This is a genomic window from Metabacillus flavus, assembly GCF_018283675.1.
Lineage (GTDB): Bacteria > Bacillota > Bacilli > Bacillales > Bacillaceae > Metabacillus_B > Metabacillus_B flavus.
In genome coordinates this window covers 2,812,677-2,826,884 of sequence record NZ_JAGVRK010000001.1, presented here as the reverse complement: position 1 = coordinate 2,826,884, position 14,208 = coordinate 2,812,677, and the positions used below count along the sequence as shown (strand labels likewise).

13 protein-coding genes are annotated in these 14,208 nt (G+C 43.9%); all 13 read left to right on the top strand.

Going from position 1 to position 14,208, the window contains the following annotated elements:
- Positions 1–62: 62 nt before the first annotated feature.
- The 13 genes from hflK to ytxC all read left to right on the top strand — a co-directional run bounded on the left by hflK (position 63) and on the right by ytxC (position 13,725).
- Positions 63–1,055, top strand: coding sequence for an FtsH protease activity modulator HflK (gene hflK / locus J9317_RS14485; protein ID WP_211559747.1), 993 nt, complete (start codon positions 63–65; stop codon positions 1,053–1,055).
- The gene (hflC, locus tag J9317_RS14480) at positions 1,045–1,974 is read left to right on the top strand and encodes a protease modulator HflC (RefSeq protein ID WP_211559745.1); all 930 of its coding nucleotides are present in this window, start codon (positions 1,045–1,047) and stop codon (positions 1,972–1,974) included. Before hflK ends, hflC begins: the two co-directional genes overlap by 11 nt.
- Before the next feature lie 114 nt (positions 1,975–2,088).
- Entirely contained in the window at positions 2,089–4,722 is a 2,634-nt protein-coding gene (gene polA / locus J9317_RS14475; protein WP_211559743.1) for a DNA polymerase I, read from the top strand.
- Positions 4,723–4,739: 17 nt separating this feature from the next.
- Positions 4,740–5,591, top strand: a complete 852-nt coding sequence (gene mutM, locus J9317_RS14470; RefSeq protein WP_211559741.1) for a DNA-formamidopyrimidine glycosylase — start codon at positions 4,740–4,742, stop codon at positions 5,589–5,591.
- Between the two features lie 82 nt (positions 5,592–5,673).
- Positions 5,674–6,306, top strand: a complete 633-nt coding sequence (gene ytaF, locus J9317_RS14465; protein WP_211559739.1) for a sporulation membrane protein YtaF — start codon at positions 5,674–5,676, stop codon at positions 6,304–6,306.
- A gap of 14 nt (positions 6,307–6,320) precedes the next feature.
- Entirely contained in the window at positions 6,321–6,923 is a 603-nt protein-coding gene (gene coaE / locus J9317_RS14460; protein ID WP_211559737.1) for a dephospho-CoA kinase, read from the top strand.
- A 375-nt stretch (positions 6,924–7,298) separates the two neighbouring features.
- Positions 7,299–8,318 carry a glyceraldehyde-3-phosphate dehydrogenase gene (locus J9317_RS14455; RefSeq protein WP_211559734.1) on the top strand — a complete coding sequence of 340 codons (1,020 nt, stop codon included), beginning with the start codon at positions 7,299–7,301 and terminating at the stop codon, positions 8,316–8,318.
- A gap of 353 nt (positions 8,319–8,671) precedes the next feature.
- Positions 8,672–9,052, top strand: coding sequence for an adenosylmethionine decarboxylase (gene speD, locus J9317_RS14450; protein ID WP_035410928.1), 381 nt, complete (start codon positions 8,672–8,674; stop codon positions 9,050–9,052).
- A 142-nt stretch (positions 9,053–9,194) separates the two neighbouring features.
- Entirely contained in the window at positions 9,195–9,596 is a 402-nt protein-coding gene (locus tag J9317_RS14445; RefSeq protein ID WP_211559732.1) for a cytosolic protein, read from the top strand.
- A gap of 65 nt (positions 9,597–9,661) precedes the next feature.
- The gene (nrdR, locus tag J9317_RS14440; protein WP_211559730.1) at positions 9,662–10,123 is read left to right on the top strand and encodes a transcriptional regulator NrdR; all 462 of its coding nucleotides are present in this window, start codon (positions 9,662–9,664) and stop codon (positions 10,121–10,123) included.
- A 70-nt stretch (positions 10,124–10,193) separates the two neighbouring features.
- On the top strand, positions 10,194–11,621 hold the full coding sequence (locus J9317_RS14435) for a replication initiation and membrane attachment family protein (protein ID WP_211559728.1): 1,428 nt from the start codon (positions 10,194–10,196) through the stop codon (positions 11,619–11,621).
- A 23-nt stretch (positions 11,622–11,644) separates the two neighbouring features.
- Positions 11,645–12,577, top strand: a complete 933-nt coding sequence (gene dnaI / locus J9317_RS14430; RefSeq protein ID WP_211559726.1) for a primosomal protein DnaI — start codon at positions 11,645–11,647, stop codon at positions 12,575–12,577.
- 305 nt (positions 12,578–12,882) lie between these two features.
- Positions 12,883–13,725: a putative sporulation protein YtxC gene (ytxC, locus tag J9317_RS14425; protein WP_211559724.1), complete on the top strand. Its 843-nt coding sequence runs from the start codon at positions 12,883–12,885 to the stop codon at positions 13,723–13,725.
- Positions 13,726–14,208: the final 483 nt, after the last annotated feature.

Genomic DNA, 14,208 nt, shown 5'->3' with positions numbered 1-14,208 from the left:
ATGAAACTTTAAAGATACATAAACGTAAGTAAGGTATACAAAGATATAGGGGGGCAAAGCGGATGACACTCAAACGATTGTACACACTGACAGGACTTGCTGCCGTAATTGTGATAGCTATTATCCTTGCATTTACCACTTGGTTTACAGTTGACGAGTCCGATCAGGCTGTCATTATGACATTGGGAGAAGTTCAGGATACGGTTACAGAATCAGGTTTGCACGTAAAGTGGCCTTGGCCGATTCAAAAGGTTGAGAAACTTTCTAAAGAGACATTCAGTCTGCAATTTGGCTATGAGGAAAAAGATGGCGATGTAAAAGATTTCCCTGCAGAAACTAAAATGATTACGGGTGATGAGAACATTGTTCTAGCCGACATGGTCGTTCAGTGGAAAATCTCTGATCCTAAGAAATTTTTATTCGCTTCAGAAGAACCGGAAGAAATCCTGTATGATTCCACATCTTCTTCTTTAAGAAGCATCATTGGAAGCTCAAAAATAGATGACGCGCTTACTTCAGGAAAAGCGGACATTGAAAAGGAAGTGCAGGAGCTCTTAGGAGAACTGATGGCTAAATATGATATTGGGATTTCGATTTTAGCGGTTAAGCTTCAGGATGTGGATTTGCCGAATGAGGAAGTCAGAAAATCGTTTACAAATGTAACGGACGCCAGGGAAACGATGAATACAAAAATAAATGAAGCAAAGAAATATGAAAATCAAAAAAGAGAAGAAGCACTTGGAGAAAAGGATGCCATCATCTCTAAAGCACAGGGGGATAAAACCGCACGTATTCAGAAGGCAATAGGTGAAACCTCTAAATTCAACGCTTTATTCGCTGAATACAAAAACGCCAAGGAGCTTACTCAAAAGCGTTTGATTCTTGAGACGATCGACCAGGTTTTGCCGAACGCGCAAATTTACATTATGAAGGATGATGGCAATACAATGAAATACCTGCCGCTAATCGATCCTTCCAAAGGTTCACAAGCTGCCCAGCAGCCAGCTGTACCGAAAGCTTCAGAAGAAGGGAGCGGCAAAAAAGATGGCCAATGAAAACATCGTAAATTTTAAAGAAAGAATTCCAGGCGGCTATTCAAAGTTCATCCGCTTTGGATTGTTTCTAATCATCTGCGCTGTGCTTCTGATTGTCCTGTTCTCCAGCATTTTTATCGTGCAGGAAAATGAATACAAAGTGGTCCGGCAGTTCGGAGAAGTTGTGAACATAATTGAGAAACCGGGTCTTCATGCGAAAATCCCTCTAGTTCAAAGTGTTTCTTCTCTCCCGAAATATCAGATGACCTATGACGTAAAAGAGGCTGAAATTAACACAAAGGATAAAAAGCGCATGATTATCGATAATTATGCTGTTTGGAAAATCAAAGACCCGAAAAAACTCATTTCCAATGCCCGCAATATGGTGAACGCAGAAGCAAAAATGGCAGAATTCGTTTTTTCCTCTATCCGATCAGAATTGGGGCAGCTGAATTACGATGAGATTATCAACGACGAAAAATCCTCAAGAGGAAGCTTGAATGACAAAGTGACCGCGCTCGTGAATGATTCACTGGAACGGGATCAATATGGAATCATCGTAACGGATGTAAGGATTAAAAGAACCGACCTTCCCGAAGCCAATGAAAAATCGGTCTACACAAGAATGATTTCAGAACGGGATTCTACTGCGCAGGAGTATCTGTCAAAGGGTGACGCGGACAAAAACAGAATAACTGCCAATGCAGATAAACTCGTGAAGGAAACCCTCGCAAAAGCAGAGTCGGATGCGGATGTCATCAGAGGGCAGGGGGAGCAGGAAGCAGCTAAAATCTATAACAAAGCCTACTCGGCTGACACGGGATTTTACGGGCTGTACCGGACATTGGAGTCCTATAAGAAGACAATAGACGGAGAAACCGTCATCATCATTCCATTTGATTCTCCATATGCTCAAACCCTGCTCGGGCAGACAAACTGAATAGAAAGCCGCCATTTTTCTTTCCCCGTTAACTCATGGTAGAATATGAGGAAGAATAGGGCGGCTTTTTTGCTGTTGAAATATTTAGCGCTTGCGCTTTAAGGAGGAAGAACGTTGGCCAGTAAAAAATTAGTCCTGATTGACGGGAACAGCATTGCTTACCGGGCTTTTTTCGCATTGCCTCTGCTGAATAACGACAAAGGTGTACATACGAATGCCGTTTATGGCTTCACCATGATTTTGATGAGAATTTTAGAGGAAGAGCAGCCTACCCATATGCTTGTGGCGTTCGACGCGGGCAAGACAACCTTCAGACATAAAACGTATTCAGAATATAAGGGCGGCAGACAAAAGACTCCGCCGGAGCTCTCAGAGCAGTTTCCATTTATCCACGAACTGCTGGATGTCTATAAAATCCCGCGTTATCAGCTGGAGAATTACGAAGCTGATGATATTATCGGGACCCTATCCAAACAGGCTGAAGAAGATGGATTTGAAGTGAAAGTCATTTCAGGGGACAAGGATTTAACTCAGCTTGCAAGCGAGCATGTGACAATTTCTATTACAAAAAAAGGAATTACGGAGGTTGATTCCTATACTCCTGAATTTGTGAAAGAAAAGTATGGACTGACACCTGATCAGATCATCGATATGAAGGGTCTTATGGGAGACAGCTCGGATAACATTCCAGGGGTGCAGGGGATCGGCGAAAAAACAGCCATTAAACTTTTGAAAGAGTACGGTACGGTTGAAAATGTACTTGAGTCGCTTGATCAGCTTAAAGGAAAACTGAAAGAGCGCCTGGAAACTCATCGCGAGGATGCAATAATGAGCAAGGAGCTCGCAACGATAAACCTCAATACACCCATTACGATTTCAATTGATGACATTCTATACAGCGGCTATAATCCGCAGGAAGTTCTCCCTGTTTTCAGAGAACTTGGTTTTAAAACACTGATTGATAAATTTGATACGGGTTCTGAAACAGATGAACCGGAAGAAATTGAAGAGCTGCCATTCGTTGCTGCTGAGGAAATAACAGATGAGATGCTTGTGGATGATTCCATTTTCGTTGTTGAGGTATGGAATGAAAATTATCACCGAAGCGATATAGCGGGTTTCGCCATTATTAACGAAAACGGCCGTTATTATCTTCCTTTTGGACTGGCTATGGATTCCGGCCCTTTCAGAAAATGGGCAGAAAATGAGCACATGAGAAAAACGGTTTTTGACGCTAAACGATCAATTGTCGCCCTGAAATGGAAAGGTATTGAGCTAGCCGGAGTGGATTTTGATGTGCTCCTCGCTTCTTATATTCTTGATGCCTCCCAAACGGTTGAAGACGTAGCTGGAATCGCCAAGATGAAAGGAATCAGCGGGGCGAGAACGGATGAATCCGTTTACAGTAAAGGAGCAAAGCGAAAACTTCCGGAAAATGACGTTCTTGGCGACCATCTTGTCCGTAAGGGGGAAGCTCTCAGAAAGCTAAGCAAAGTCCTGGAGAAAGAGCTCCGTGAAAATGATCAGTACGAGCTTTATCATGATCTGGAAATGCCGCTTGCGATTATCCTTGGTAAGATGGAAGCAATCGGGGTCAAAGTAGATGTGAATAAATTGAAGGAAATGGGTGCGGACTTGGCCCAGCAGCTGCAGGCGCTTGAAAATAAAATCCATGGTCTTGCCGGAGAGTCCTTCAATATTAATTCACCGAAGCAACTGGGAGTCATTTTGTTCGAAAAATTGGAGCTGCCCCCTGTGAAAAAAACGAAAACAGGCTATTCAACGTCAGCTGATGTTCTTGAAAAGCTTGCTGACCGGCATGAAATAGTCGAGCAAATTCTTTTATACAGACAGCTCGGCAAGCTTCAATCTACTTATATCGAAGGGCTTTTGAAAGTGGTTCACGAGGATACCCATAAAGTTCACACCCGGTTCAATCAGGCTCTTACCCAGACCGGCCGTCTAAGCTCGACCGACCCAAATCTTCAAAACATCCCTATCCGTCTTGAAGAAGGCCGGAAAATCCGTGAGGCGTTCGTTCCCTCAAAAGAAGGCTGGGTGATCTTTGCTGCTGATTACTCACAGATTGAACTGAGAGTCCTTGCGCATATTGCTCAGGATAAAAACTTGATGGAAGCGTTCCGTAATGACATGGATGTTCACACGAAGACTGCCATGGACGTTTTCCACGTGGAAATGGACGAAGTGACCTCGAACATGAGGCGGCAGGCAAAAGCCGTAAACTTCGGCATTGTATACGGTATCAGTGATTACGGACTCTCTCAAAGCCTAGGCATTACAAGAAAAGAAGCATCTGAGTTTATTAGCCGCTATTTAGAAAGCTTTGATGGGGTCAAAGAATATATGGATGATATCGTTAGAGACGCGAAGCAGAAGGGCTATGTTTCCACCCTGCTGCAGCGCAGACGCTATTTGCCGGAAATCACAAGCCGTAACTTTAACCTTCGCAGCTTTGCAGAGCGGACAGCAATGAATACACCAATCCAGGGAAGTGCTGCTGATATCATTAAAAAAGCAATGATTGATATGGCGAGAGAGCTTGAAGAACAAGGACTTCAGTCCAATCTCCTTCTTCAAGTGCACGATGAACTGATTTTTGAAGCGCCACCTGAAGAGATCGAAATTCTAAAAAAACTGGTGCCGCAGGTCATGGAGCATGCAGTTGAGCTGGATGTTCCATTAAAAGTGGATTATGCCTACGGAGATTCCTGGTATGATGCAAAGTAGTAAAAGGATGTGTGAATGTGCCTGAATTACCGGAAGTAGAAACCGTCAGAAGAACACTTTCTGAACTTATAATAGGGAAGTCCATCGCGGAAATCGAAGTTCGCTGGCCGAAGATGATTAAACGGCCGGATGATGTTCTGCAGTTTCAGGATGCGCTAAAGGGACAGACGATTCAGGATATAGGAAGAAGAGGGAAATTTCTTATGTTTTCACTGGATGATTATGTCCTGGTTTCACACCTTCGAATGGAAGGGAAGTATGGGCTTTACCAGGATGGGGAAGAGGCAGGAAAGCATACACACGTAATTTTCCGCTTCAGTGACGGCACCCATTTGAGATATGATGACGTAAGGAAATTCGGGACGATGCATCTTTTTGAAAAAGGAACAGAGCAGCTGGATCTTCCTTTATCCCAGCTTGGTCCTGAACCCTTTTCGGATGAGTTTTCCCGAGACTATTTAGCCGAAAAGCTTTCACGGACAAATCGGATGATCAAAGTCGTGCTCCTTGATCAGCGGATCGTGACCGGCCTCGGCAATATATATGTGGATGAAGCATTGTTCAGAGCAGGTGTTCATCCTGACAAACCAGCTAAAGAATTATCAATTGAGGAAATAAACGTTCTGAGGGACAAAATTATTGAAACGCTTAATGAAGCGGTTGAGCAAGGCGGAAGCACCATTCGCTCTTATCTCAATTCCCAAGGGAAAATGGGGATGTTCCAGCTGAAGCTTTACGTTTATGGAAGAAAAGGAGAGCCGTGCAAACAATGCGGAACTCCTATTGAGAAGAAAACGACCGGCGGGAGAGGAACTCATTACTGTCCGAACTGCCAGCCGCTTGACGCGGGTGTCAGTGCTGATGCTTAATCCTTTCATTCCAACACGTCACTTCTGATGGGCAAATGTCATATAATGCACGAGAACCGAACGGAAGGGGCCCGTGCCTTATATGACATCCATTTCACTTTTTATTATGGCTTTTGCCATAAGTCTGGACAGTTTTTCTGTCGGATTCAGCTACGGACTGAAGAAAATGAAAATCCCGATAAAATCACTGCTCATTATTGCTTTATGCTCTGCTTTTAGTTTGCTTGCGGCCATGCTGCTTGGCCATTTGCTCAGCTCATTTATTGATCCGGAATGGACAAAAAGAATGGGCGGGATCATTTTGATCGGAATCGGAGCATGGGTGCTATACCAATTTTTCAGGCCTTCCAAAGACCTTACTAGAGAAGAACGGGAAAAAACACTTTTTAACCTGGAAATCAAATCACTGGGAATTGTAATCCACATATTGAAAAGACCATCAACAGCTGATTTGGATGGCTCCGGCCATATTGCCGGGATAGAAGCGCTGCTGCTGGGGACTGCATTGTCTTTGGATGCTTTTGGTGCCGGCTTCGGGGCTGCATTGCTTGGGTTTTCGCCTTATGTTATGAGTGTGACAGCTGCCGTAATGAGTTCCGTCTTTCTGCTTGCTGGCATCAAATCAGGCCATCTGTTCTCAAAATGGTCATGGATTGAAAAATTCAGCTGTCTTCCCGGAATTCTCTTAATCTTTGTGGGCTTTTGGAAGCTATAAGGGAGACGATTTAAATGACACTAGTAATTGGCTTGACGGGAGGTATTGCCAGCGGTAAAAGCACCGTTTCCTCCCTATTGAAGGAGCTTGGCTTCCCGATTGTCGATGCAGATGTAATTGCAAAAGAAGCCGTCGATCAAGGGAAACCTGCCTATAGCAGAATTGCTGAAGTCTTCGGCCATCGTGTTTTGCAGGATGATGGTGCGATTGACAGAGCTAAGCTTGGAAGTGAAATTTTTGCTGATCCTGAAAAAAGGAAGATGCTGAATGAGATTGTTCATCCGGAGGTCAGAAAAGAAATGATCCGCCAGCGGGATGAATATATACAGCAAGGCAGCAAAGCGGTCATTCTTGATATTCCGCTTCTTTTTGAAAGCAGGCTCGCCCATTTTGCCGACAAGAGCCTTCTTGTATATGTGACCCCTGAAACTCAGCTGGAGCGTTTGATGAAAAGAAACGGCTATGCCCAAAAAGAAGCTCAGCAGCGGATTGATTCGCAAATGCCGCTTGATGAAAAGAAATTACTTGCAGATGAAGTGCTCGATAACAATGGAACAAGGGAAGAAACGGAAGTTCAGCTTCTCGGGATTCTTAGAAAATGGAAAATCAGCGAGTAACAGAAAGGGCTGTCTAAATAGTCCTGCTGAGAGGAAATGTATTAAAATTGCAACCCCCGGGACGCTGTTATATGAGCATTCCGGGGGTTGTATTTTTATAATAGATATTTAGAACAACTAAGGTTAGGCTGAGCGGAAATCAGCCAAAACCAAACGAATTTTAAACAGAGATAGCAGCTTTGAAAACTGTACTTTGGACAGTCCTACTTTACCTTTTAACCCAATTGTGCATCTTATAGCCCGGACTATTCCATTAAAAAGAATGAAAATTATAGAAAATTAGTCGTTTTCATCTTTCCAAAAAGCGCAAATGTGATATACTAATTACATAATTAACACTTCTAGTATAGCACAAAGCGGAAGGGGTCATTAACTATGAACGTAAATGTAGCCATTAACGGGTTTGGAAGAATAGGCAGGATGGTATTTCGCAAGGCGATTATGGGTGAAGATTTTCGTATTGCCGCAATCAATGCGAGCTATCCGGCTGAAACTCTTGCACATCTGATTAAATATGATACAAACCACGGGAAATTCGAAGGAGACGTTATTCCAGCTGGTGACCACTTAATTGTAAACGGTCACAAAATCCTTCTGCTTAACAATCGGGACCCTAAAATGCTTCCTTGGAGGGAGCTGGATGTGGATATCGTTATTGAAGCTACAGGAAAGTTCAATTCGAAGGACAAAGCGATGGATCACATTGCTGCCGGTGCAAAGAAGGTTGTCCTGACTGCTCCCGGCAAAGATGAGGACGTTACGATTGTTATGGGTGTCAATGAGCACATGCTAAAAGAGGAGCATCAAATCATTTCAAATGCATCCTGCACAACGAACTGCCTTGCTCCGGTCGTAAAGGTACTTGACGAGCAGTTTGGTATTGAGAACGGACTGATGACAACGGTCCATGCATATACAAATGACCAGAAGAATATAGATAATCCTCACAAAGATTTAAGACGTGCGCGGTCGTGTGCACAATCCATTATTCCTACAACAACCGGAGCAGCAAAAGCACTTTCGCTTGTGCTGCCTCATTTAAAAGGTAAACTGCATGGGATGTCACTTCGAGTTCCAACACCAAACGTATCTCTCGTCGACCTGGTCGTTGATTTAAAACGGGAAATAACAGCAAGTGAAATCAACGAAGCCTTTTCAAATGCGGCTTCAGGACCGATGGAGGGCATCATCCGATTCACAGCGGAGCCTTTGGTTTCGGTCGATTTTAATACAGATCCGCATTCCGCTATTATTGATGGACTTTCTACCATTGTCATCGAAGGGAAAAAAGTAAAGGTTCTGGCCTGGTACGATAACGAATGGGGCTATTCCTGCAGGGTTGTGGATTTAGTCAATCTTGCTGCAATTAGTCTGAGGAAGCCGTTAAATGTATAATCTTCTTTCTTGAAGGCTTGGCGATTTTTCGCTAAGCTTTTTTTATAGGCAAAAAAAATGCCGTTTTGCCGTCAGATGCTCAACCATGTTACTGCGACAGGGGTTAGGAATCTTAAGGTAACTATTTCTTGTAAAATGTTCTCAATTTCAGGAAAATATTTTTTCCGAAAGTGTGTTGCAAAAACTATTCAAAGGAAGTATACTATTTTTCGTGAACTTCTTGAGAGCAAGGTGTTGTGGCTACTTAAAGGGTTAGGACCTCTTAGGACTAACTTTCCCCCGTGGTAGTATGGCATGCCAATGTGCGGAGAATTTCATTTAATGCCAAATATGAATAAGGGGGATCCATGACTATGGAAACAATGGGACGACACGTAATCTCAGAACTATGGGGCTGTGATTTCGATAAGTTGAACGACATGGATTATATTGAAAAAACGTTTGTTAATGCTGCTTTAAAGTCTGGTGCAGAAGTTAGAGAGGTAGCTTTTCATAAATTTGCTCCACAAGGTGTGAGCGGGGTTGTTATTATTTCTGAATCCCACCTAACCATTCACAGTTTTCCTGAACATGGGTATGCGAGTATTGACGTATATACATGCGGAGATTTAAATCCGAATATTGCTGCCGACTACATTGCTGAGGCACTTAGTGCACAAACGCGTGAGAATATCGAAATTCCTCGCGGCATGGGACCTGTTCAAGTAAAACAGTCTCAAGCAAAAGCTCAGTAATTTCAAGTTTGATAATGTCATTGGGTAAAGAGGTGTGAAGATTCATTCACACCTCTTTTGATTATCCGGAAAAAACAGTATGATAGAGATAAATACATATCGCATCCATTCGGGGGTGCTGCAGAGGAGAAGAAGATCTTCTATGAGTCTATTAAAAAAAGTACAAGCATTCTTTTCAGCACATAGCGAAACAGCTGAGGCGCATAATGATCCTGAATTGAGAAGCCGTTATTATAAAGCGACGGCCAAAAAAGCAATGGACGCAGTACAGGCTGCAGCAGCTGTCAGAGGCGGCTGTAAAGTTACATCCGTTTCAGAGGAGCGCGGGGAAATCAGTGTTCAGATTCAAAAACCTAAATCAGCTCTTTTGGTCGCGACTGTTATTTCTGTAAGACCATTTGAGACGGCCATTGATTTTTCTGTTTCATCCGACACTGCCCTTCCGACAGATTTCGGCTACAGCAGAAAAGTTATTCTGGAATTTCAGCAGAAATTAGACGGCGAATTAAAATTTGTCGGCTCCGGACTGAATTCCGGCAAATAAAGAAACGATAGGCTGTATAGGGCATAGCCCGGTTACCATGCATGGATTGGAGCTGTTAATAAAACATGAAGTGTCCTACTTGTCATAATCAGGGTACACGGGTGCTTGATTCCCGCCCAGTTGAGGAAGGCAAAGCCATCCGGAGGAGACGCGAGTGCGAAGATTGCCAATACCGGTTTACGACATTCGAAAAAGTGGAAGAGATTCCGCTGATCGTGGTAAAAAAGGAAGGTACGCGCGAAGAATTCAGCAGAGAAAAAATGCTGCGCGGTCTTATAAAAGCATGTGAAAAGAGACCTGTCCCCCTGACAAAGCTTGAGGAGATTGTACAGGATATTGAAAAAGAATTAAGAAACAATGGTGTTTCAGAAGTGAAGAGCGAAAGTGTTGGAGAAATGGTCATGGACCGGCTTGCCCAAGTGGATGAAGTCGCCTATGTACGCTTTGCTTCTGTGTACAGACAATTCAAGGATATTAACGTTTTTATAGATGAGTTAAAGGAATTAATTAAGAGGGAAAGCAATTAGGAGTACGGACCTTTGATGCTTCCGGCTCCTTTTCCCCATCGCTATTCTTTTAAATGGGGAGGCAATCGGAGTGAAGGATTATCATTGGAAGGAACTGATACCGGGCGACAGGTACCGGGCTAGAAGCAGGGGCATCCTGCACGAATACGACCGGAAGCTTGCAACCATGCTTTATCAGCCGCTGATCGGTACAGCTGCTCTAGGTTTATACATGACCCTGTGGGCGGAGCTTGAGCAGGACAGGGTATGGGGAAAGGAACACCCGCATCACCGCCTGATGACACTGACCCAAATGAATTTAAAGAGCTTTTATTCTGAACGGATTAAGCTTGAAGGAATCGGACTGCTTACTTCCTATTTGCAGGAAGTGGATGGAAGCCGAATGTTCATTTATGAAATTCAGCCTCCTCTTCAGCCCGATGCATTTTTTAACGACGGGATGCTGAATATTTATTTATATAATCGGGTTGGTCATACAACCTATATGCAGCTTAAACACTTTTTCACCGATGAAGAACGCGGAACTGCCGAAAATGTAACGCGCTCATTTGATGAAGTATTCCAGTCTCTTCAGCCGAGCGAAATGACAATGATGCAAGGTGAGGAAGACCCGGGTGATGAAAGAGAGTATATTGGAGAATCAGGCGGAGCGGAGCCCGTCCTCTCTCCATCTGTGTTTGATTTTGATTTGCTGTTTGAAGGGCTTTCGGAATCGGTTATCTCGAAGAAATCAATTACAGATCCTGTCAAGGAAACCATCGTAAAGCTTGCCTATGTGTATGGAATTGATCCGATCAACATGAAAAACCTGCTCATGGATTCGCTGCAGCCGGATGAATCCATTGACAGGGAGTGGCTTCGCAAAAGTGCAAGGGAATGGTATGACTTCCAATATGGCAAAAAGACGCCGAAGCTTGTTGAAATGAATAAAGTTCAGCCGGTTATGCAGCGCACCGTCCTAGAGAATAAAGAACTGACGAAGGAACAGACGATCATTCGCCAGCTTGAAACCATTTCTCCTTATCAATTTATGAAGGATTTATATGAAGGAGCGGAACCGACGCTTGCTGATATGCAGATTATTGAAGAAGTTATGATCCAGCAAAAGTTGATGCCGGGCGTAGCAAATGTGCTGATTTACTATGTGATGCTCCGTGCTGACATGAAGCTGTCGAAGGGATTCGTCCAGACAATAGCCGGTCATTGGGCGAGAAAGAAAGTTTCGACGGTTGAAGGCGCTATGCAGCTGGCTAAAAAAGAGCATAAGAAGTATCTGGAATGGGCAGGAGGCAAAAATAAACCTGCATCATCCAGGAAGAAACCGGTCCGAAGTGAAATGCTTCCGGATTGGCTGAAAGAGCAGGACACGGATCCGAAACCCGATCAACAGGTTTCTTCTAATCCTGATGCCGCTCAGCAGGCAGCTCTTGAAGAGGAAAAGCAAAAAATGGCAGAATGGATAAAAAATTATAAAAATCCCCCAAAATCAGAATCCTGAATCCGGATAAGAGGTGAATATGAATGGAGCCGATTGGAAAATCGATGAAAAACGTGACAAACCGGCCTGACTTCAAAAAAAGGCTAAGCTCATTAAAAGAGGAGGTCTTGGCTAATCCTGATATTCAGGCATTCATTTCTGCAAACAGCAGCCAGATTGATGATGCAGTCATAGAGAGAAGCTTGAATAAACTTTATGAGTATACTCAGCAAAGCATCGAGTGCAGAGAATGCCCGAGCCTCGGCCAATGCAAAAACCTGCTGCAGGGCTACCATCCCGAATTGGTTCTGCAAGGGAAAACCATCGACCTGCAATATGATCAATGCCCTACAAAGGTTATTTCCGACCAAAGGAAAAAGCATGAGTCTTTAATTAAGAGCTTATACATTCCAAAGGATGTTCTCGCTGCCCAGTTCCAGGATATTGAATTTGACGATCATAGCAGGGTCAAAGTATTTGGCCTGATTAAAGAATTCATGGAAGCTGCCGGCCAAAAGAAAAGGCAAAAAGGAATTTACCTTCATGGGGCGTTTGGAGTTGGCAAAACCTATATTATGGGTGCAATCGCAAATGAGCTCGCACATAAAAACATTCCCTCCATGCTCGTTTATTTGCCGGAGTTTATGAGAGAGCTTAAAAACTCCATTCAGGATTCCACCCTGGATGAAAAAATGGACGCCGTTAAAAAGGTAGAGGTGCTGATGCTCGATGATATTGGAGCCGAGTCCATGTCCAGCTGGACAAGAGATGAAATACTTGGCGTGCTTTTGCAATACCGAATGACAGAAAACCTTCCAACCTTCTTTACATCCAATTTTGATTTGAAGGAACTTGAACACCACCTTTCCTACACCCAAAGAGGGGAAGAGGAGAAGGTGAAAGCTGCCCGGATTATTGAAAGAATGAAATACCTTTCAACCCCAGTCAAGCTTGAGGGCGTTAACCGCCGCCAGTAAACTGTCCATACCGGGCAGTTTTTTTGCTGTGCAGGAAAATGATTCAATGTTGATAAGGATTACGGGGGTATCTTCGTCCAGCTCAAGCGCTGAGGCCATAAATCCTAATTCTGCGGGGGCCAGCAGGACGCTGGTCAGTTCTGCGTTGCGACAGCACTCCGCGCACTTAGCAGAACTTCATTACTTCAAGGCGCTCGCGCTTTTTTTTCCTTCTCCAATTCCCGCACATATTTGAAAAAAACCTTCTAAAAAACCAGCTGCCTCCATATACATAAAGCAGATGTTCGCTATGGGGGGGACAAACTTTGCTTGAGATTTTCTTTGAATCCGAAAAAGATGCACATTCACTATATTTGTGGCTGCACAGCAGGCCGAATAAAGCCGGGGTGTCCGTCCGGCAGGGGAAGCCAGGATATGTAGAAGCCGAACAGGATCAGGAGGGGCAAGGGTTTCAAATCTTTCTCATTCCTGCACTTGCAGAATACATTGCAGAAAAGGTGGAAAATTCCTTTATCGTTTCCATCATTCAAAACCAATTTTATTTTACAGATGAAGATGAACAGCAGCAGATCCTCAGCATCGCCCATTCCATTATGGAAGGGGAACGAACGGAAATCCCAAACCTTCAGAAGTTTTCGGATAAGAAGGCCTGCATTGAAGAGGCTCTCACCCATTTTATTAAACCGGAGCTCAGCTTCTCCTTTGAGTCGTTCATCCTTTTCCGGCTCCATGATTATCTGAAGCGGCTCAGTAAATATGCAGAGGCCGCCATTGAGGAATATAAGCTTGAACAGGAGTATCAGAATTTTATTCAGGTGCTGAGGGACTATCTTCTTCAAAAGCATTCGATTTTGCCGGAAATTCATGTTTTTCACCGGAGGCATTTTCTTCTGTTTACAGAGGATTACAGCGAATTAACGGATTCAGAACTCCGGAGGATGACAGACAAAGCGCTGCTATTCCATCATCCTGTTTATATTGACACAGCTCTTCTTGCACCGCTTGTCAGTATTGCACCGAAAAGAATTTTCCTGTATACCGATGAACCGGATCACGGGATGGTGCAGACCATACAAAATGTATTTCAGGAGCGGGTCATCCTGCATCCGGAAGTTTTGTTTTATTTAAACTCTAAAAAAATCCCTTAAAGCTTCTTGATTTCCTTACAGAAAAAGTCTATAATCGAATCAAATTCAACCACAATCAGTTTCGATGAGGATATGAGGATGCGTGAATGGTTTTCAGAGAGAAAAGGCACTGGCTGAAACCTTTTTAACCGGCAAGGCACACCTTACCCCCTCTGAACTTCAGTCGTGAACAGGTACGTCCTCACTAATGGCTGACGGGCTTTCCCGTTACAGATGTTAGAGCCGAGCATAGGTTTATTTAATCTTGCCGGGAACTAGGGTGGAACCACGATGAAGCTTTGTATAATTCCGTATACATAACTCGTCCCTTTTACAGGGGCGGGTTTTTTATTTTTTGGCTATGTTAAAGCATAATGTTGATTTTTAACACCTGTTGATTGGAGCGGAAGGCGTGAGACTCCTGCGGGAGCAGCGGGACAGGTGAGACCCCACAGACGCAAAGCGGCGAGGAGGCTCACCGCCCGCCCAAGGATAAGCGAACGC